At 68.4% G+C, this 19859-nt stretch carries 20 protein-coding genes; 12 read left to right on the plus strand and 8 right to left on the minus strand.

Annotated features, from left to right (window positions below):
- Position 1 precedes the first annotated feature (1 nt).
- Both AC1RLW_RS09065 and AC1RLW_RS09070 read left to right on the plus strand, forming a co-directional pair.
- Positions 2–1732, plus strand: coding sequence for a SulP family inorganic anion transporter (locus AC1RLW_RS09065; RefSeq protein ID WP_062473056.1), 1731 nt, complete (start codon positions 2–4; stop codon positions 1730–1732).
- A gap of 31 nt (positions 1733–1763) precedes the next feature.
- Positions 1764–2648 carry a LysR family transcriptional regulator gene (locus AC1RLW_RS09070; RefSeq protein WP_095744724.1) on the plus strand — a complete coding sequence of 295 codons (885 nt, stop codon included), beginning with the start codon at positions 1764–1766 and terminating at the stop codon, positions 2646–2648.
- A gap of 2 nt (positions 2649–2650) precedes the next feature.
- On the opposite strand, the gene AC1RLW_RS09075 is transcribed toward AC1RLW_RS09070, so the two are convergent.
- Positions 2651–3064, minus strand: coding sequence for a GFA family protein (locus tag AC1RLW_RS09075; RefSeq protein WP_492695268.1), 414 nt, complete (start codon positions 3062–3064; stop codon positions 2651–2653).
- Positions 3065–3198: 134 nt separating this feature from the next.
- Between AC1RLW_RS09075 and AC1RLW_RS09080 the strand changes: the two genes are divergently transcribed.
- Positions 3199–3705 carry a GNAT family N-acetyltransferase gene (locus AC1RLW_RS09080; protein WP_493192838.1) on the plus strand — a complete coding sequence of 169 codons (507 nt, stop codon included), beginning with the start codon at positions 3199–3201 and terminating at the stop codon, positions 3703–3705.
- Here the strand turns inward: AC1RLW_RS09080 and AC1RLW_RS09085 are convergent.
- Positions 3689–4270, minus strand: a complete 582-nt coding sequence (locus tag AC1RLW_RS09085; RefSeq protein ID WP_493192839.1) for a DUF3299 domain-containing protein — start codon at positions 4268–4270, stop codon at positions 3689–3691. The genes AC1RLW_RS09080 and AC1RLW_RS09085 overlap by 17 nt on opposite strands.
- A gap of 136 nt (positions 4271–4406) precedes the next feature.
- Between AC1RLW_RS09085 and AC1RLW_RS09090 the strand changes: the two genes are divergently transcribed.
- A complete protein-coding gene (locus AC1RLW_RS09090) occupies positions 4407–4934 on the plus strand; it encodes a DUF2306 domain-containing protein (protein ID WP_493192840.1) in 528 nt (175 codons plus the stop codon).
- Here AC1RLW_RS09090 and arfB read toward each other — a convergent pair.
- Genes arfB through AC1RLW_RS09110 form a run of 4 tightly spaced genes read right to left on the minus strand, consistent with a single transcriptional unit; the run spans position 4903 to position 8005 of the window.
- The gene (arfB, locus tag AC1RLW_RS09095; RefSeq protein WP_062472954.1) at positions 4903–5310 is read right to left on the minus strand and encodes an alternative ribosome rescue aminoacyl-tRNA hydrolase ArfB; all 408 of its coding nucleotides are present in this window, start codon (positions 5308–5310) and stop codon (positions 4903–4905) included. The two genes, AC1RLW_RS09090 and arfB, sit on opposite strands and share 32 nt — an antisense overlap.
- A 16-nt stretch (positions 5311–5326) precedes the next feature.
- Positions 5327–6511 (minus strand): acetyl-CoA C-acyltransferase family protein, encoded by a 1185-nt coding sequence (locus tag AC1RLW_RS09100; protein ID WP_307694191.1) that lies wholly within the window; start codon positions 6509–6511, stop codon positions 5327–5329.
- A gap of 43 nt (positions 6512–6554) precedes the next feature.
- A complete protein-coding gene (locus AC1RLW_RS09105) occupies positions 6555–7346 on the minus strand; it encodes an enoyl-CoA hydratase/isomerase family protein (protein WP_493192841.1) in 792 nt (263 codons plus the stop codon).
- A complete protein-coding gene (locus AC1RLW_RS09110; protein ID WP_492743429.1) occupies positions 7343–8005 on the minus strand; it encodes a TetR/AcrR family transcriptional regulator in 663 nt (220 codons plus the stop codon). The genes AC1RLW_RS09105 and AC1RLW_RS09110 overlap by 4 nt, the downstream gene beginning before the upstream one ends.
- 168 nt (positions 8006–8173) lie before the next feature.
- Between AC1RLW_RS09110 and AC1RLW_RS09115 the strand changes: the two genes are divergently transcribed.
- Genes AC1RLW_RS09115 through AC1RLW_RS09140 form a run of 6 tightly spaced genes read left to right on the plus strand, consistent with a single transcriptional unit; the run spans position 8174 to position 14796 of the window.
- Positions 8174–9013 (plus strand): ABC transporter ATP-binding protein, encoded by an 840-nt coding sequence (locus AC1RLW_RS09115; protein ID WP_493192842.1) that lies wholly within the window; start codon positions 8174–8176, stop codon positions 9011–9013.
- Positions 9013–9891, plus strand: coding sequence for a branched-chain amino acid ABC transporter permease (locus AC1RLW_RS09120; RefSeq protein WP_062472963.1), 879 nt, complete (start codon positions 9013–9015; stop codon positions 9889–9891). Before AC1RLW_RS09115 ends, AC1RLW_RS09120 begins: the two co-directional genes overlap by 1 nt.
- 2 nt (positions 9892–9893) lie before the next feature.
- A complete protein-coding gene (locus AC1RLW_RS09125) occupies positions 9894–10931 on the plus strand; it encodes a branched-chain amino acid ABC transporter permease (protein WP_493192843.1) in 1038 nt (345 codons plus the stop codon).
- A gap of 15 nt (positions 10932–10946) precedes the next feature.
- Positions 10947–12134 (plus strand): ABC transporter substrate-binding protein, encoded by a 1188-nt coding sequence (locus AC1RLW_RS09130; RefSeq protein ID WP_487849224.1) that lies wholly within the window; start codon positions 10947–10949, stop codon positions 12132–12134.
- 8 nt (positions 12135–12142) lie between these two features.
- Positions 12143–12976 carry an ABC transporter ATP-binding protein gene (locus tag AC1RLW_RS09135; protein ID WP_493192844.1) on the plus strand — a complete coding sequence of 278 codons (834 nt, stop codon included), beginning with the start codon at positions 12143–12145 and terminating at the stop codon, positions 12974–12976.
- Complete coding sequence (locus AC1RLW_RS09140; RefSeq protein WP_493192845.1) at positions 12973–14796, plus strand: AMP-dependent synthetase/ligase; 1824 nt, start codon at positions 12973–12975, stop codon at positions 14794–14796. Before AC1RLW_RS09135 ends, AC1RLW_RS09140 begins: the two co-directional genes overlap by 4 nt.
- A gap of 16 nt (positions 14797–14812) precedes the next feature.
- Here the strand turns inward: AC1RLW_RS09140 and AC1RLW_RS09145 are convergent, their stop codons facing one another.
- Both AC1RLW_RS09145 and clpB read right to left on the minus strand, forming a co-directional pair.
- Positions 14813–15142, minus strand: a complete 330-nt coding sequence (locus AC1RLW_RS09145; RefSeq protein ID WP_223301262.1) for a hypothetical protein — start codon at positions 15140–15142, stop codon at positions 14813–14815.
- 9 nt (positions 15143–15151) lie between these two features.
- Positions 15152–17773 (minus strand): ATP-dependent chaperone ClpB, encoded by a 2622-nt coding sequence (clpB, locus tag AC1RLW_RS09150; protein ID WP_159272522.1) that lies wholly within the window; start codon positions 17771–17773, stop codon positions 15152–15154.
- 156 nt (positions 17774–17929) lie between these two features.
- Between clpB and AC1RLW_RS09155 the strand changes: the two genes are divergently transcribed.
- Both AC1RLW_RS09155 and AC1RLW_RS09160 read left to right on the plus strand, forming a co-directional pair.
- Positions 17930–18910 (plus strand): Bug family tripartite tricarboxylate transporter substrate binding protein, encoded by a 981-nt coding sequence (locus AC1RLW_RS09155; protein WP_159272524.1) that lies wholly within the window; start codon positions 17930–17932, stop codon positions 18908–18910.
- A gap of 106 nt (positions 18911–19016) precedes the next feature.
- Complete coding sequence (locus tag AC1RLW_RS09160) at positions 19017–19853, plus strand: acid phosphatase (protein ID WP_493192846.1); 837 nt, start codon at positions 19017–19019, stop codon at positions 19851–19853.
- Positions 19854–19859 lie beyond the last annotated feature (6 nt).

Raw genomic sequence — 19859 nt, forward strand, 5'->3', positions numbered from 1 at the left:
CATGAATCCGGCTTCTCCCTCCTCTTCCCCCGCACCGTCTCTTCGCCAGCGCCTTGCACGCTGGGTTCCCTGCCTCGGCTGGCCCCGACCTTCCGCCGCGCTGCTGCGCAACGAGGCCATGGCCGGCATCACCGTCGCGCTGATGGTGCTGCCGCAGGGCGTGGCCTATGCGGCGCTGGCCGGCATGCCGCTGGTCACGGGCGTGTACGCGGCGCTGTTCCCGGCGCTCATCGCCGTGATGTTCAGCTCGTCGCAGCGGCTGTCGGTGGGGCCGACCGCGCTCACCAGCCTGCTGGTGGGCGCGTCGCTCGCGCCGCTGGCGGTGGCGGGCAGCGACGAATGGGTGGCGATGGCGGTGTGGCTCACGCTGATGTCGGGCGCGATCCAGATCGTGCTCGGCGCCGGTCGCTTCGGCTGGCTGCTGCGGCTGGTCAATTCGCCGGTGCTGATCGGCTTCACGCAGGGCGCGGCGGTGCTGATCGCGATCTCGCAGCTGCCCGCGCTGCTGGGCTTTACCGGCCGCACCATCCCGCAGGTGCTGCAGGGCGGGCCGCTGCCCGACCTCACGGCCATCGCCTTCGGCCTGGGCAGCATCGCCGTGCTGTGGCTGGGCAAGCGCTGGGTGCCGCGCTTCCCGACCACGATGGCGCTGGTGGCCGGCGCCGCCGCCATCAGCTGGAGCATCAACTACGCGCTGCGCGGCGGCGCCGTGGTGGGCGCCCTGCCCTCGGGCCTGCCTTCGTTCTACTGGCCCGGCCTGCTGCCGGCGCACACCTTCAGCGCGCTGGTGCTGCCCGCGCTGATGATCACGCTGGTGAGCTTTCTCGAAACCGCGTCGAGCGCCAAGGTCGACAACGGCCGCGCCGGCACGCTGTGGAACGAAAACCAGGACCTGATCGGACAGGGCCTGGCCAAGCTGGCCTCGGGCTTCACGGGGTCGTTCCCCACCAGCTCGTCGTTCTCGCGCTCGGCCATCACGCTCTACGCGGGCGCACAGACCGGCTGGGCGACGCTGTTCAGCGTGGCGGTGGTGGCCGGCGCGCTGCTGTGGCTCATGCCGCTGCTGTACCACGTGCCGCAGGCGGTGCTGGCGGCCGTGGTGGTCACGGCCATCCTCGGGCTGGTGAAGCCGTCGAGCTTCACAGCGCTGTGGCGCATCTCGAAGCTGGAAGCCGGCATCGCCTTCGGCACCTTCGTGCTCACCATCGCCACCGCGCCGAGCATCTACTGGGGCGTGCTGGGCGGCCTGCTCGCCAGCCTGGCGCACTACATGTACCGCCACCTGCACCCGCGCATCATCGAAGTGGGCCTGCATCCCGACGGCAGCCTGCGCGACCGCCACCTCTGGAAGCTGCCGCCGCTCGCGCCGCAGCTGTATGCGGTGCGCATGGACGCCGAACTCGACTTCGCCTCCGCCTCCACGCTGGAGCGCGCGCTCACGGTCGCACTGGCCGAGCGCCCCGACCTGACCGACGTGTGCCTGTTCGCGCAGCCGATCAACCGCATCGACATCACCGGCGCCGAGGTGTTCGGTTCGATCCGCCGGATGATGGAATCCAAGGGCGTGCGCCTGCACCTGAGCGGCATGAAGCTGCCGGCCATGCAGGTGCTGGAACGCGCCGGCCTGCTCGCGCCGGGGCCGATGCTCTTCAGCTACCGCACCGACGCCGAAGCGCTGGCCGCGCTGATGCCGCGCATCGACATGCCCGAAGAGGCCGAAGCCGCGGCCTGACCGCGCGCGCCTCTTCCCCAGCACGGGCGCCATGAAAACCACCATCGAAGAACTGGTCGCCTTCCGCGCCGTGGTGGACACCGGCTCGATCACCGCCGCGGCCGACCAGCTGGGCCAGACCGTGTCGGGCATCAGCCGTGCGCTGAGCCGGCTCGAACAGAAGCTCGGCACCACGCTGATGCGCCGCACCACGCGGCGGCTCGAGCTCACCGAGGAAGGCGCCGCGTTCCTGCAACGCACGCGCGCCATCCTCGATGCGATCGACGATGCCGAAGAGCACATGGCCGCGCGCCGCCAGCAGCCCGCCGGCCGGCTGCGCGTGAACGCGGCCTCGCCTTTCATGCTGCACGCCATCGTGCCGCTGGTGCCGGAGTTCCGCCGGCTCTATCCGCAGATCAGCCTGGAACTCGACACCGACGATCTGCCCATCGACCTGCTGGAGCGGCGCACCGACGTGGCGATCCGCATCGGCCCGCTGCGCGACTCCACGCTGCATGCGCGCCCGCTCGGCACGCACCGGCTGCGCGTGCTCGCAAGCCCCGCGTACCTCGACGCCCACGGCAAGCCGCGCAAGGTCGACGAGCTGGCCGGCCACGCGCTGCTGGGCTTCACCCAGCCCGAGTCGCTCAACCGCTGGCCGCTGCGCGGCGTGCACGGCGACGAATGGACCATCGCGCCCACCGTGGTCGCGTCCAGCGGCGAGACGCTGCGCCAGCTGGCGCTGGCCGGCGTGGGCATCGTCTGCCTGTCGGACTTCATGACCGCCGCCGACCGCGCCAGCGGCGCGCTGGTGCAGGTGCTGCCCAAGGACACGGTGGACGTGCGCCAGCCTGTCAACGCCGTGTACTACCGCAACACGCAGCTGTCGGCGCGCATCACTTCGTTCCTCGATTTCCTGTCGCAGCGGATGGGCTGAGCTCAGCCCGGCGGCATCCGCTCGAACTTCGGCAGCGCCGGGTCGAGAAAGTCCCAGGCGTGCCCGCGCACCGCGTACGTGACCGCCTGCGGCCGGTAGCGCCCCGGGTCGTCCAGGCTGGCGGCATGCACGGTGAAGACGCCGGGCATCGCCGCGAAGGTCATGTACACGGGCGAGCCGCAGGTCGGACAGAACGCGCGCGTCTTGACGTTGCCGCTGTCGCCCTTGAGGCTCCACAGCGTGGCCGCGCCGGTCTGCTTCACCTCGGCGCCCGCGAAGCTGAGGTACGAGCCGTGGCCCGTGCCGCTCTTGTGCTGGCAGTCCAGGCACTGGCAGTCGTTCTGGAACACGGGTTCCCCTGAAATCTCGTAGCGGATGGCGCCGCATGCGCAACCGCCGGTGTAGGCCGGGTTCATGGTTCTTGTCCTTTTCGAAGTGGTGAAGGGCAATCTAGTCGCGCGAGGCCTGGAGCGGGGAGTAACAAGATCGTCGTGAATCCGGGGCGGGCCAGAATCCGGCAGTCACGAAGACGCATCCCCAAGGAAATGCCATGCACGTCGATCTGGTGTCCGAAGCCCAACACGATTCGCTCATCGAGCTGCTGGCCGAACTGCACGCCTTCTACAACGAAGGCGCGCGCGTGCCGCGCGAGCTGGTGCGCGAACACCTGCTGGGCAATCTCCTCGCACCCGGCTCGCCGCACCAGCTCGTGGTGGCGTCGACAGACGCGCGCACCGTGGTCGGGCTGGCCGCGATCACCTGGGCCTTCTCGCTGGTCGACTTCGCACCGGAACAACGCAGGCACTGCCAGCTCAAGGAGCTCTACGTGAAGTCGGGCCACCGCAGCGCCGGGGCGGGCCGCGCCCTCATGGCCTGGGTGGCCGCGCAAGCCATCGCCAAGGGATGCCACCGCATCGACTGGCCCGTGAAGGCGACGAATGCGCGCGGCATCGCGTTCTATGAAGGGCTCGGCGCGTTCCAGGTGGCCGAGCGGCTGAGCTACCGGCTGCTGCAGCCGGCCCTGGGCGAACTGGCGGCCTTCACGGCCCCTGCGTGACCGCCACCCGCTCGACCGCCGCCGACGCGATCTCGTAGCCGCTCACGCCCATGTCGACCGATGCGTAGCGCGCCGCCTTCAGCGTGCCGCTCACGCGCACCGTGTCCATCGCGTGCAGCCCCTTCACGGGCGCGGGCGCGATCACGTGGACGATCTGGTTGGCGGGCGGTGGCGGGGTGTGGATGCAGGCGCCGAAGTACGGCACCAGCAGAAACTCGCGGATGCCGTCTTGCGTGGCGTCGAGCGGCACGACGAAACCCGAGAGCCTGGCGGGCTTGCCGTCGAGCGCGACGTTGACCGGCGCGTTGTCCCAGACGGCCCGCATCTCGTCGAGCATCTGGATCGCGCGCGGGTCGTTGTCGCGCAGCGCTTCGAGGCTGATGTTGCGGTAGCGCTGGGTCGGGTCCCACTCCTTGGGCACCAGCGCGTCCCAGGCCATCTCCTGCGCGGCCGGCGCGCTGGCCGCGCCCTGCCCCTGGGCCGCGTCCGGGCTGCAGGCGGACAGCAGGCTGCCCGCGACCGCCATCAGCAGCACCATTCCCGTGCGACGAACAAAAACACTCATGGCCCCGATTGTGCTTGCCGAAGGTGACACAGCGCTCGGGGCGGGCCGGAAGACCTGCACTGAAACGAATGGGCACACATGGCAAAAAGGCGGGCGCCGCGCCAGAATGCCGCACCACGACCACGAGGAGATCCGCATGGCACCCACAGGATGGCTTGGATTGACGTCACTCGGCACGGTTCACACGGCGATCAGCCTGATCGCCGTGTTCGCAGGCATCTGGGCCCTGCTGCGCTACAAGGAAATCACGCTGCGCACCGGCCTGGGCCAGGTCTTCGTCTGGACCACGGTGCTGACCTGCCTCACGGGCTTCGGCATCTTCCAGCACGGCGGCTTCGGCAAGCCCCATGCGCTGGGCATCATCACTTTGGTGGCGCTGGCCGTCGGCGCGCTGGCGGGGTACGGGCGGCTCGGGGCGAAGTCGCGCTACATCGAGGCGGTCGCCTATTCGGCGAGCTTTCTCTTCCACTGGATTCCGGCCTTCACCGAGACGCTGACACGCTTTCCGCTGGGCGCGCCGCTGCTGCCGACCGCCGAGGCGCCCGAACTGAAGGCGATCACCGCGGTGCTCGGCGCGCTGTACGTGGTCGGCGTGACGCTGCAGATCAAGCGGCTGCGCGGCGACAAGCCCGTCAGTCCTGCACCCGCCCGCGCAGGCTCTTGATCTGCGAGCGCTGGCTCTTGCCTTCGAGCCGGCGCTGCTTCGAACCGTAGGTGGGCTTGGTGGCGCGCCGCACGCGCGGCGGCGTGGCCACGCTGTCGATCACCGCCTGCAGCCGCGCGAGCGCGTCGGCGCGGTTCATCTCCTGCGTGCGGTGCTGCTGCGCCTTGAGCACGAACACGCCTTCCTGCGTGATGCGGCTGTCGCGCAAGGCGAGCAGCCGCTCCTTCACATCGGCCGGCAGCGAGCTGGCATGGATGTCGTAGCGCAGGTGCACCGCGCTCGACACCTTGTTGACGTTCTGCCCGCCCGCCCCCTGCGCACGGATGGCGCTGATCTCGACCTCGTCGGGATCGATCAGGAGTGGGGGGCGGAGCATGCCCGCGAGTGTGCCCTCAAACGCGCTCGAACACGGCGGCAATGCCTTGCCCGCCGCCGATGCACATCGTGACGAGTGCATAGCGGCCACCCGTGCGGTGCAGCTCGGCGATGGCCTTCGTCGTGATGATCGCGCCGGTCGCGCCCACCGGGTGGCCCAGCGAGATGCCCGAGCCGTTCGGGTTCACCTTGGCGGGGTCGAAGCCCAGCTCCTTGATGACCGCGCAAGCCTGCGCGGCGAAGGCTTCGTTCGACTCGATCACGTCGAAGTCGCTGACCTTCAGGCCCGTGCGCTCCAGCACCTTGCGCGTGGCCGGCACCGGGCCGATGCCCATGTACGCCGGCTCGACGCCCGCGTGCGCGTAGCCCACGAGGCGCGCCAGCGGCTTCAGGCCCAGCGCCTTCACCCGGCCGCCTTCGGCCAGCACCACGGCGGCGGCGCCGTCGTTGATGCCCGAGGCGTTGCCGGCGGTCACGAGGCCGTCCTTCTTGAAGGCGGGCTTCATCTTCGACAGCGTGTCAACGGTGGTGTCGGCGCGCACGTGCTCGTCGGTGTCGAACAGCACGACGCCCTTGCGCGTCTTCACCTCGACCGGAACGATCTGATCCTTGAAGCGGCCCGCGGCAATGGCGGCGGCGGCGCGCTGCTGGCTGGTCACGGCCAGTTCGTCCATCTGCTCGCGCGTGATGCCGTAGCGCGCGGCCACGTTCTCGGCCGTGATGCCCATGTGGATCTTCTCCCACGGGTCGTGCAGGATGCCCAGCATGTAGTCGACCAGCACCGCGTCGCCCATGCGTGCGCCGTAGCGGGCAGAGGTGTCGAAGTACGGGCCGCGGCTCATCGATTCGGAGCCGCCGCCAATGGCGATGTCGCAATCGCCCAGCGCAATGGCCTGCGCCGCCGACACGATGGCCTGCAGGCCCGAGCCGCAGAGGCGGTTCACGTTGAAGGCAGGCGTCTCGATGGGGCAGCCCGCGTCGATGGCGGCCACGCGGCTGAGGTACGCGTCCTTCACGTCGGTGGGAATCACGTTGCCCATGACCACATGGCCGATGGCATCGGCGGCCACGCCGCTGCGTTCGATGGCGGCCTTGACGGCGGTGGTGGCCAGTTGCGTGTTGGGCACGTCCTTGAGCGCGCCGCCGAAGGTGCCGATGGCGGTGCGGGCGGTGCCGACCACGAAGATGTCGCGTTGGGTCATGGGATGGATCTCCTGGATTGAAAAAACGAAAACAAGGAATTCTTCAGCGGCCGGTGAAGGCCGCGGACTTCTTGCCGAAAAAGGCATCGAGGCCGATGCGGAAATCGGCGGTGGCCGCGCACGACTGGAACGCGGCCGACTCGACGTCGAGCTGGCTCACCAGGTCGCGGTCGAGCGAGCCGCGCATCAGCCGGCGCAGGTGGCCCAGCGCCACGGTCGGGCCCTTGGCCAGCCGCTGCGCGAGTGCCATGGCCTCGGCTTCGAGCTCGGCCGCGGGCACCACGCGGTTGATGAGGCCCATGCGCTCGGCGGCGGCGGAGTCGTAGGTATCGCCGAGCATCGCGATCTCCAGCGCGCGGCGCATGCCGACCAGGCGCGGCAGCGCCCACGAGGCGCCGACGTCGCAGCTGGTGCCGACGTTCACGTAGGCCAGGTTGAAGCGCGTGCCCTCGGCCGCGAGCACGAAGTCGGCCTGCAGCATCAGGCTCAGCCCCGCACCGGCCGCCACGCCGTGCACCTGCGCGACCAGCGGCGCGTCCATGGCGTCGAGCACGGTCAGCGCCTCGTGCAGCGGGCCGATGAGGTCGGCCGCGCCCTGCTTCGGGTCGGCGCTGAGCACGCCGAGGTCGCCGCCGGCCATGAAGCCCTTGCCCGCGCCGCTCAGCAGCACGGCGCGCACGCTCCTGTCGGCAGCCAGGGTGCGCGCGGCGGCGAGGAAGGCGGTGGCCATCGGCACGTCGATGGCGTTGAGCGCGGCCGGCCGGTTGAAGCGCAGCGTGGCCACCGCGCCTTCGCGGCCCACCAGCAGGGGCGAAGAAGAAGTCTCTGAAGTCATGGGTTCGCTTTCGTCGGGGCGCGCTGCAGCACGCCGTTGAGCAGCAGCTCGATGCCCTGGTCGGCGATCTGGTCGGGCGTGAGGTCGCCGTCGGGGCGGTACCAGCGGCCGATCCAGCTCAGCGCGCCGGCCAGCATGAAGGCCGCCATCTTCGGGTCGCAGGGCGCGAGCGCGCCTTCGGCCACGCCCTCTTCGATCAGCCGGCGGAAATGCCCGTCGATGCCGGCCTTGAGGCGGCGCAACTCCTTCTTGAGCGGATCGGGCAGCGGGTCTTCGCCGATGCGGATCACGCACATGCCGAAGTCCTGCGTGACCACGCCCGAGTAGATGCGCATGCAGGCCTTGAGCTGGTCGATGGCGCTGCCGCCCGCGGCGCGCACCTCGCCGATGCCGGTCTGCATGAGGTCCAGCGCCATCTTCACGCACTCGAGCAGGATCTGGTCCTTGTTCTCGATGTAGTAGTACAGCGTGGGCTTGCTCACGTTGAGCCGCTCGGCAATGTCGTCGAGCGAGGTCGCGTGGAAGCCGCGCTCGTTGAAGAGCTGGGCGGCCGTGCGCAACACGGCCATGCGCTTGACCTCGCGCTGCTGCGCACGGCGGTCGGCAGGCGCCCACGGAGAGGTTGGCGCTGAAGCTGGAACGGCGGAGGAACGGGGCATGGGGTTTGTGCGGGCGGGGAAAGTCCCGATGCCGCGAACTGCGGCGAACACGGACATTACCGGCCAGTAGGAATTTTACGGGCCAGTAGCATTTCGCTGCTGGACACAAACCCTGACCTTGCGGCGCGCCCCTTAGCCATGCCTGACGAGACTCGACGGGATACCTCCATGTCCGCACCTTCCGCCCCGGCCCCGGTGCTGCAGGCCGAGGCGTTGACGCTGGCATTCGGCGGGGTGAAGGCGCTCACCAACGTCGGCTTCAGCGTCGCGCCCGGCTCCATCACCGCGGTGATCGGGCCCAACGGCGCGGGCAAGACCTCGCTGTTCAACACCATCTCGGGCTTCTACAAGCCCTCGCAGGGCCGCGTGCTGTTCGAGGGCGCGGACATCACCCGCCTGCCCGCCCCGAAGCGCGCGGCGCTCGGCCTGGCGCGCAGCTTCCAGAACATCGCGCTGTTCCGCGGCATGACCGTGCTCGACAACATCAAGCTCGGGCGCCACGCGCACCTGAAGACCAATGTGTTCGACGCCCTCTTCTACCTGGGCCGGGCACGCCGCGAAGAGGCCGAGCTGCGCCGCGACGTCGAAGAACGCATCATCGATTTCCTCGAGATCGACCACATCCGCCACGCCTCGGTGGCCGCCCTGCCCTACGGCCTGCAGAAGCGCGTGGAAATGGCGCGTGCGCTGGCCATGCAGCCCAAGGTGCTGATGCTCGACGAACCCGTGGCCGGCATGAACCGCGAAGAAACCGAAGACATGGCGCGCTTCATCCTCGACGTGCGGCGCGAGTGGGGCATCACGGTGCTGATGGTGGAGCACGACATGGGCATGGTGATGGACCTGTCGGACCACGTGGTGGTGCTCAACTTCGGCCAGGTCATCGCGCAAGGCACGCCCGCGCAGGTGCAGGCCGACCCGGAAGTGATCCGCGCCTACCTCGGCGCGGGCGACGTGGGCGAGCTGCGTCGCCGGCTGCGCGGCGAAGCTGCCGTGGGAGCCGCCTGATGGATTGGGCCTACCTCTTCGAGATCGCACTCACCGGCATCGCCGGCGGCGGCCTGTATGCGCTGGCGGCGCTGGCCTTCGTGCTGGTCTACAAGGCGACGCGCGTGGTCAACATCGCCATCGGCGAGATGCTGATGGTCGGCGCCTACCTGTTCTTCACCTTCGCCGCGAGCTTCTCGCTGCCGATCTGGATGGCGGTGCTGGGCTCGGTGATCGGCACCGGCCTGCTGGGCGCGGTGATCGAGCGCACCATGATCCGCCCGCTGCTGGGCGAACCGCCGATCTCGGTGTTCATGGTGACGGTGGGGCTGGCGTCGATCCTCGTCGGGCTGGTCGAGATCATCTGGACCGCCGACCAGCGCCGCCTGCCCGAGTTTCTGCCCAACACGCCCGTGATGATCGGCGAGGCCTTCCTGGCGCCCAAGATCGCCTACGGCGCATTGATCGCGGTGGTGCTGATCGGGTTGGTGCTGCTGCTGTTCCGCTTCTGGCGCGGCGGCGTGGCGCTGCGGGCCACAGCCTCGGACCAGGCCGCCGCCTACTCGATGGGCATCCACGTGCCGCGCGTGTTCTCGCTGGCCTGGGTGGCCTCGGCCATGATCGCGGCGGTGGCCGGCATCATCGTCGGCGCCATCGGCGGCATCTCGTCGTCGATGGGCGTGTTCGGGCTGTCGGTGCTGGTGGTGGTGATCGTCGGCGGGCTCGACAGCGTGCTCGGCGCGCTGGTGGGCGGCGTGCTCATCGGATTGATCGAGGCGCTCGCGGGTTCCTACCTCGGCGGCGAGTACAAGCTGCTCGCCACCTTCATCGTGCTGGTGTTCGTGCTGATGGTGCGGCCGTACGGGCTCTTCGGCACGCACGAGATCGAGAGGCTCTAGCCATGCGCATCGGCACCCTCAAGCAAAGCTATATCGCCGACGCGGCGCTGTTCGATTCGCGCACGCAGAAGGTGTGGCTCGCGATCGGCGCGGCGCTGCTCGTGCTGTTCCCCTTCATGGCCAGCGACTACTGGCTGTACCTCGCGTGCCTTGTCGCCATCAACGTGGCGAGCGCCACGGGGCTGAACATCCTCACCGGCTACACGGGCCTGGTGAGCCTGGGGCAGGCCGCGTTCATGGGCCTGGGCGCGTACACCGTCGCGATCATGCAGACGCGGCTGGGCACGCCCTTCCTGCTCAACATCCTCGCGGGCGGCGTGGTCGCGATGCTCGGCGGGCTGGTCGTCGGCATCCCGTCGCTGCGCGTGAAGGGCCTGTACCTGGCCATCGCGACCATCGCCGCGTCGTTCATCACGCACTTCCTGTTCGCCAACCTCAAGCTCACGGGAGGCACCACGGGCATCTCGCTGCCGCCCGCACAACTCTTCGGCCTGCCGCTGGACACGTCGTTTCGCCTGTACTGGGTGATCGTGCCGGTGATGGTGCTCATGGTGCTCGGCGCGGCCAACCTGTTTCGCACGCGCGTGGGTCGCGCCTTCATCGCCATCCGCGACCGCGACATCTCGGCCGAGGTGCTGGGCATTCCGCTGCTGCGCTACAAGCTGCTGTCGTTCGGGCTGTCGTCGTTCTACGCGGGCGTGGCGGGTGGCCTGTGGGCCTACTTCTTCCGCGTGGTCACGCCCGAGAGCTTTCCGCTCCTGTTGTCGATCTTCTTCCTGGCCGCCATCATCGTCGGCGGCATGGGCACCATCCTGGGCGGCATCTTCGGCGCCGTGTTCATGACCATGGTGCCCGAGCTGCTCAAGCTGGTGGTCGACCTGCTGCCGGGCGGCGTCGAGATGACCGTGTTCCTCTCGCCGGTGCGCACCGTCGTCTTCGGCCTGCTCATCGTCGGATTTCTGGTGTTCGAGCCGCACGGGCTCGCAGAAGTGTGGCGGCGCCTGCGCCGCTTTTTCCATCTATGGCCGTTTCGTAACTAGAACCAGGAGACACACATGCCCAAGACAACGAAGAAGCTTTCCCCCCAGCGCCGCGCCCTGCTGATCGCCGCGGGCCTGGCCGCCGCCGTGCCGTTCGCAGCGAACGCGCAAGGCAACGAGGACATCGTCATCGGCGGCTCGATCCCGATGACCGGCGTGTTCGCCTTCGCGGGCGTGGGCATCAACGCCGGCATTGCCGACTACGTGAAGATCGTCAACGACGCGGGCGGCATCAAGGGCCGCAAGCTGCGCTACGTGCCGGAAGACACGGGCTACAAGGTCGACGTGTCGGTGGCGGCCTTCAAGAAGATCACGAGCCAGAACAAGGTCAACCTCTACTACGGCGACTCCACCGGTTTCTCCAAGACCATCAACCCCGAGCTGGACCGCGGCGGCCAGATCCTGATGGCGGGCGCCTCGTTTGCGACCGAGCTCAACGACCCGGCCAAGTACCCGAACCAGTTCCTCGTGGGCCCCGACTACACCGAGCAGATCGGCATTCTTCTGCGCCACATCGCCAAGGAAAAGCCGGGCGCCAAGGTGGCCTTCGTGTACTCCGATTCCGAGTTCGGCCGCGACCCCATCGAGGCCAGCGAAGCCGCTGCCAAGAAGCTGGGCCTGAGCGTGCCCGTGAAGCTCATGACGCCCGCGGGCAGCGTCGACGTGTCGACCGAGGTCATCAAGCTGCGCCGTGCCGCGCCCGACTACACGATCTTCCACGGCTACATCCTGGCGCCTATTCCCGAGTTCGTGCAGCAGGGCAAGCAGATGGGCATGACCAGCAAGTGGATGGGCACCTTCTGGACCATGGACAGCTCCACCGTCATGAAGATGGGCGAAGGCGGCGACGGCTTCATGGGTGTCATGCCCTACCGCTACTACTACGACACCTCGGCCAAGGCGCCGATGCTCGACAAGATCCGCGCGCTGCGCCCCGAGTACCAGAGCACGGCCTACACGCAGGGCTTCCTCACGGCGATGCTGTTCACCGAGGCCGCCAAGCGCACGCTCGACGCCGGCAAGCCGCTGGACGGCAAGAACCTGAAGGCCGCGCTCAACACCATCAAGGACTTCGACACCGGCGGGATCATCGGCACGCCGATCACCATCAAGGGCAACTCCATCCCCGTGGGCCGCGTCTACAAGGCCGACATGAAGGCGCAGAAGATGGTGCCCGCGTCGGACTGGATCGCACTGAACTGATCGACACAATGGACGCGCGCGCGGCACCGCCCGACCTCGTTCTGGAGGTCAACAACATCGAGGTGGTCTACAACAAGGTCGTGCAGGTGCTGCGCGGCCTGTCGCTGGCCGTGCCGCGCGGGCAGATCGTGGCGCTGCTGGGCAGCAACGGCGCGGGCAAGTCGACCACGCTGAAGGCGGTGTCGGGCCTGCTCGCGCTGGAAGACGGCGAGGTCGAGGCCGGTCGCATCGTGTTCGACGGCGCACCAACCGAGCGGCTCGCGCCGCAGCAACTCGTGCGGCGCGGCCTGAGCCATGTGATGGAAGGCCGGCGCGTGTTCGAGGACCTCACGGTCGAAGAGAACCTGGTCGCTGCGACCTACGCGCTGACCGGTCGCACGGGCGTTGCGCCCGCGTCGCGCAACTTCGACGACGTCTACGCCTACTTCCCTCGCCTGCACGAGCGCCGCAAGGGCCTCGCGGGCTATCTCTCGGGTGGCGAGCAGCAGATGCTCGCCATCGGCCGCGCGCTGGTGGCGCAGCCTCAATTGATATTGCTCGACGAGCCCTCGCTGGGCCTCTCGCCCAAGCTCGTGGAGGACATCTTCACGATCATCGCGCGCATCAACGCCGAGCGCGGCACCTCGATGCTGCTGGTGGAACAGAACGCCAGCGTGGCACTGGCCATCGCCCACACGGGCTACATCATGGAAAGCGGCAAGGTCGTGATCGACGGCAGCGCCGAGCGCCTCGCGGCCGACCCCGACGTGCGCGAGTTCTACCTGGGCGTGGGCGGCAGCGGCGAATTGCGCAGCTTCCGCGAGCTGAAGCACTACAAGCGCCGCAAGCGCTGGCTGTCATGACGACGAACCTGCTCCCTTCGCTCACGCTGCCGCAGATGCTGCGCGAGCAGGCACGCCTGCAGCCGCAGCGCATCGCGATCCGCCAGAAGGATTTCGGCATCTGGCATCCGCTGGACTGGGCCGGCTACCTGCAGCGCGCCAGCCGCTTCGGCCTGGGCCTGCACGCGATGGGCCTCGCGCCCGGCGGGCACCTGGGCGTGATCTCGGAGAACCGCGTCGAGTGGCTGCTCGCGCAGATGGGCGCGGGGCTCATCGGCGCCGTGACCGTGGGCGTGTACCCCACCAGCCCGAGCAACGAGGTCGCCTACGTGGTCGGCCATGCCGACATCGAGGTGATCGTCTGCGAAGACCAGGAGCAGACCGACAAGGTGCTCGACGCCCTCGACCAGCTGCCGCGCCTGCGCAAGATCGTCGTGATCGAGACCAAAGGCCTCGCGAGCTACCCGCCCGAAGTGCGCGAGCGCATTGCGACCTTTGCGGAGGTCGAGCAGGCCGGCGCCGCGGTGCTGGCACGCGACGGCACCGCGCTCATCGACGCCGCGCTGCAGCGCCAGACACTCGCCGACATCGGCTTGATGATCTACACCTCGGGCTCCACGGGCAAGCCCAAGGGCGCGATGATTTCGTACCGCAACATCCGCGGCGTCGTGCCCGGCATCGTCGAGCGGCTCGGGCTCGACGGCAGCACCACGCACCTGTCGTACCTGCCGCTGTGCCACGTGGCCGAGCAGATGCTCACGGCCTTCGTGCCGCTGTACCAGGGCTCGCAGGTCAACTTCGGCGAATCGATCCGCACCGTGCAGGAAGACCTGCGCGAGGTGGCGCCCACCATGTTCCTCGGCGTGCCGCGCATCTGGGAAAAGCTGCATGCGGGCATCAGCATCAAGATGCAGGAAACCGGGCGGCTGCAGCGTGCGCTGTTCCGCAAGGCCATCGAGGCCTGCGCGCCGCTGGCCGAAAAACCGCGCAGCACCTGGACGCTGGCCGAGCGCGGCCGCTTCGCCCTCGCCTACTGGACCGTGCTGCGCGCCCTGCAGAACTTCATCGGCCTGCGCCGCGCGCGCATCGCGCTCACGGGCGCGGCGCCGATTCCCGCCGACGTGGTGCGTTTCTTTCGCACGCTGGGCGTGCCGCTGGTCGAGGTGTACGGGCTCACCGAATCGACCGGCATGGTCTCGGGCCACCGCGCCGACGCCGTCACCATCGGCACCGTCGGCCCGCCCACGCTGGGCACCGAGCACCGCGTGGGCGAAGCCGGCGAGCTGCTGGTGCGCGGCGACATGGTGTTCGAGGGCTACTACAAGAACCCCGAGGCCACGGCCTCATCGATCCGCGATGGCTGGCTGCACACGGGCGACGTGGTGCGCGAGGAAGCCGGCGGGCAGCTGCGCATCGTCGACCGGCTGAAGGACATCATGATCACCGCCGGCGGCAAGAACCTCACGCCGTCCGAGATCGAGAACACCATGAAGGGCAGCCCCTTCATCAAGGAATGCATCGTGGTGGCGGACGGCCGCAAGTTCGTCGGCGCGCTGCTGCAGATCGACTACGAGACGGTCGGCAAATGGGCCGAGGCGCAGCGCCTGCCCTTCACGCATTTCCGCTCGCTGGTGGAAGAACCCAAGGTGCGCGCGCTGATCGAGGCCGAAGTGGCGCGCGGCAATGGGAAGCTGGCGCAGGTGTCGCAGATCAGACGTTTTCATCTGCTCACCAAAGAGTTGGACCATGACGACGGTGAAGTCACCGCAACCATGAAGGTGCGGCGCTCCAGCATCTACAAGGCCTACGCCAACGAGATCGAGGCGCTCTACAGCGCCTGATCGGGAAGAAAAAGGCTCAGTCGCCGCGCACGGGCCGGGCCCGCACATCGGTCACATCGTCGGCGGGGCCCAGCACGACCGGGCTGCGCACCGACTCGCCGCGCGCCCGGGCGCTGACCACGTCGGCCGCCGTGGGTTCGGCCGGCTGTTGTGCCGCATGGCGAAATCGGTCGAAACCCGAGCGCGGGTTGAAACGCATGACCCAGGGCGTCACGGGCTTGCCCGTGAGGCGCCCCCAGGCGTAGCGCACACCCCACACCGCCGCCAGCAGCAGGGCCGCCACAGCCAGGCTGGCCGCGAAGACCAGCCCCAGGAGCAGAAGAATGACGCGAAGAATGAAGTTCATCATCCGACTTTAGGCCGATGCAGCCGCCGTTGGTTCCCCGCCCTTGCGGAACGAGAACTGGCCCGGCGACTGGATCGGGTCGGTTTCGACCTCGATCGTGTCCTTCGGCCCGAAGCTGCCGTCCAGCAACAGCTTCGAGAGCGGGTTCTCGATGCGCTGCTGGATCGCACGCTTGAGCGGACGCGCACCGAACACCGGGTCGAAGCCGACCTTGGCGATCTCGGCCAGCGCCGCGGGCGACACCTGCAGGCCCAGGTCCATCTTCGCCAGGCGCGCCTGCAACACCTTGAGCTGGATCGCGGCGATCGATTCGATGTTCTTCGCGTCGAGCGCGTGGAACACGACGGTCTCGTCGATGCGGTTCAGGAACTCGGGGCGGAAGTAGTTCTTCAGCTCGTCCCACACCGCTTCCTTGATCTCCTCGCTCGGCTGGCCGACCATCGCCTGGATGATCGGCGAGCCGATGTTGCTGGTCATCACGATCACGGTGTTCTTGAAGTCCACGGTGCGGCCCTGGCCGTCCGTGAGGCGACCGTCGTCGAGCACCTGCAGCAGCACGTTGAACACGTCGGGGTGGGCCTTCTCGACCTCGTCGAGCAGCACCACGCTGTAGGGCTTGCGGCGCACGGCTTCCGTGAGGTAGCCGCCCTCTTCATAGCCCACGTAGCCTGGCGGCGCGCCGATGAGGCGGGCGACCGAATGCTTCTCCATGAACTCGCTCATGTCGATGCGGATCAGGTGGTCTTCGCTGTCGAACAGGAAGCCCGCGAGCGCCTTGCACAGCTCGGTCTTGCCCACGCCCGTGGGGCCGAGGAACAGGAACGAGCCCGTGGGGCGGTTCGGATCGGACAGGCCCGAGCGCGAGCGGCGGATCGCATTGGCGACCGCACCGATGGCCTCGTCCTGGCCGACCACGCGCTCGTGCAGCTTGTCTTCCATCACGAGCAGCTTGTCGCGCTCGCCCTGCATGAGCTTGGCGACCGGGATGCCGGTGGCGCGCGCCACGACCTCAGCGATTTCTTCCGAACCGACCTGCGTGCGCAGCAGCGTGGGCGCACTGGACTTGCCCTTGCTCGCCTCGCTCTCCTCGGCTTCCTTCAGGCGCTTCTCGAGCGCCGGCAGCTGGCCGTATTGCAGCTCGGCGACCTTGTTGAAGTCGCCCTTGCGCTTCCACTCCTCGATCTGGAACTTGATCTTGTCGATGTCTTCGCGCACGTGCGCGCTGCCCTGGGCCTGGGCCTTCTCGGCCTGCCAGATCTCGTCGTAGTCGGCGATTTCCTTTTGCAGCTTGGTGATCTCGTCCTCGATGAGGCCGAAGCGCTTCTGCGAGGCTTCGTCCTTCTCGCGGCGCACGGCTTCGCGCTCGATCTGCAGCTGGATCAGGCGGCGGTCCAGGCGGTCCATGACCTCGGGCTTGGAGTCCATCTCGATCTTGATCTTGGCCGCGGCCTCGTCGATGAGGTCGATGGCCTTGTCGGGCAGGAAGCGGTCGGTGATGTAGCGATCAGACAGCTCGGCCGCGGCCACGATGGCCGGGTCGGTGATCTGCACGCCATGGTGCACTTCGTACTTCTCCTGCAGGCCGCGCAGGATGGCGATGGTGGCCTCGACGCTGGGCTCGCCCACGATGATCTTCTGGAAGCGGCGCTCCAGCGCGGCGTCCTTCTCGATGTACTTGCGGTACTCGTCGAGCGTAGTCGCACCCACGCAGTGCAGCTCGCCGCGTGCGAGCGCGGGCTTGAGCATGTTGCCTGCGTCCATGGCGCCTTCGGCCTTGCCGGCGCCGACCATGGTGTGAAGCTCGTCGATGAAGACGATGGTCTGGCCTTCGTCCTTCGCGAGTTCGTTCAGAACAGTCTTCAGCCGCTCCTCGAACTCGCCGCGAAATTTGGCACCAGCCAGCAGCGCGGCCATGTCGAGCGACAGCACGCGTTTGCCCTTGAGCGACTCGGGCACTTCGCCCGCGACGATGCGCTGGGCCAGGCCTTCGACGATGGCGGTCTTGCCCACGCCGGGTTCGCCGATGAGCACGGGGTTGTTCTTGGTGCGGCGTTGCAGCACCTGGATGGCGCGGCGAATTTCTTCGTCGCGGCCGATGACCGGATCGAGCTTGCCCAGGCGGGCGCGCTCGGTGAGGTCCAGGCAGTATTTCTTGAGGGCTTCGCGCTGGCCTTCGGCGTCGGCGCTGTTCACGCCCTGCCCGCCGCGCACGGCCTCGATGGCGGCCTCGAGCGACTTGCGGCTCAGGCCGTTGTCCTTGGCGATCTTGCCGATGTCGGCCTTGCTGTCGGCCACGGCGAGCAGAAAAAGTTCGCCCGCGATGAACTGGTCATTGCGCTTGATGGCTTCCTTCTCGGTCGCCTGCAGCAGCTTGCCCAGCTCGGGGCCGACCTGCACGATGTCGTGGCCCTGCACCTGGGGCAGTTTCTTGATGGCGCCTTCGGCGGCCTGCAGCAGCCCGGGCACGTTGACGCCGGCACGCTCCAGCAGGGCGCGCGGGCCGTCGTCCTGGCGCAGCATCGCGACCAGCAGGTGGGCCGGCTCGATGTAGGCGTTGTCGCTGCCAAGGGCGAGCGACTGGGCGTCGCTCAGTGCTTCCTGAAATTTGGTGGTGAGTTTGTCTTGTCGCATGGTGGTATTCCTGCATCCAAAATAGGGCTGTTCGGGCACGATTCAAGGTTGCGAATCGGATTTGCACCCTGGGCACGGGTATTGCACCGGGCCCCGCACCGTCCCGCCGTAGGCATTTCTCTCTTTCTTCGAATGGAGTCGATCATGGTTTTTTCAATGCAGCGCGTCCAACCGATGCGCCGCGCGTTCAGCGTGGGTCTCTTGGCAGCGGCCCTGGGCATGGCCGGCCTGGCGCAGGCCCAGAGCGGCACGCCGGTGCGCCTGCTGGTGGGCTTTCCCGCCGGCGCGGGCACCGACGCCATTGCGCGCACCCTGGGCGAAAAGCTCAAGGACGTGCTGGGCGTGCCCGTGGTGGTCGAGAACCGCGCGGGCGCGGGCGGCCAGATCGCGGCGCAGGCGCTGAAGGCCGCGCCGGCCGACGGCCACACGCTGTTCCTGTCGCATGACCACTCCATCTCGATCCTGCCGCAGGTGGTGAAGAACCCGGGCTTCAACCCCGCGACCGACTTCGTGCCCGTGGCCGGCTTCGCCACCTTCGCCAACGTGCTGGCGGTGTCGGGCGGCACGCCGGCCAAGAGCATCGACGAGTACGTGAAGTGGATCCGCACGCAAAAGGGCGGCAAGGAAACCATCGGCGTGCCGGCACCCGCGTCGATCCCCGAGTTCCTGGTGAAGATGATCTCGGACAAGTACAAGATCGACGTGCAGCCCGCGCCCTACCGCGGCAGCGCGCCCATGACGGCCGACATGCTGGGCAACCAGATCACGGCGGGCATCGCGTCGGTGCCCGACTTCATCGAGAACCACCGCGCGGGCAAGGTGCGCATCGTTGCGTCCATCGGCGCCAAGCGCCAGGCGCTGCTGCCGAACGTGCCGACCTTCACCGAGCTGGGCTTTGCGAACCTGGAAGACCTGCCCTACTACGGCATCTTCGCGCCGGTGGGCACGCCGCAAGCCGTCATCGACAAGTATGGCGACGCGCTGCAGAAGGTGCTGGCCATGCCCGACGTGAAGCAGAAGCTCACCACCATGGGCCTGACGGTCGGCTACGAGCCCCAGGGCCAGTTCGCGGGCCGCGTGCGCACCTACACGCAGACCTGGGAAAAGATCATCCAGGCGAGCGGCTTCAAGCCCTGAGCTGCGCGGCCTGAGACGGCCGTCACATGAGTGATCTTCGGCCCGGTGGGGTCCCATCTACGATGGGACCTCACCTTCCAACAACAAAGCCGGAGACACACCCCTCATGCGATTCACGACCCTCGCCGCCTCGCTGGCGGCCGCGCTGCTGCTCGGCGCCTGCGGCAGCACCGCGCCGATCTCCCCCGCCGAAGTCGGCGAATTGCGCCCGGGTTCGGGCTACCTCAAGGGCTACCTGCCCGCCGCCGAGCTGCCCGACAGCCTCGCCCTGCTGCCGGCGCCCCCGGCTGAGGGCTCGGCCGCGCTGGCGGCCGACGGCGCCACCTTCCGCGCGCTCACGGCCCTGCAGGGCACGCCGCGCGGCGCGCTGGCGGTGCAGGACGCCAACCTCAAGTTCCCGAAGGCCACCGAGGTGTTCTCGTGTGCGCTGGGCATGCCCATCTCCGAGCAGGCCACGCCGAACCTGAACATGCTGCTGCGCCGCACGCTGGCCGACGCCGGCTCGGCCACCTACAAGGCCAAGAACACCTACAACCGCACGCGCCCCTTCGTCGCCTTCAAGACCGGCAGCTGCACGCCCGCCGAAGAGGCCTCGCTGGCCAAGGACGGCTCCTACCCCTCGGGCCACTCGGCCGTGGGCTGGGCCTGGGCGCTGGTGCTGACCGAACTCGCCCCCGAACGCGCCGACGCGCTGCTGCAGCGCGGACGGGCCTTCTCGCAGAGCCGCGCGATCTGCGGCGTGCACTGGCAGAGCGACATCGAGAACGGCCGGCTGGTCGGCGCGGCGACGGTGGCGAAGCTGCACACGAACCCGGTGTTCCAGGCGCAGATGGCGGGTGCCCGGTCGGAGATTGCGAAGGCACGCGCGGCGGGTGCCGTGCCCACTCAGGATTGCGGCGCGGAAGCCAAGGCGCTGGCGACCTCGGCGCTGATCGCGCCGTAAGTCTCG

This window comes from Variovorax sp. GW822-FHT04A09, from assembly GCF_058801005.1.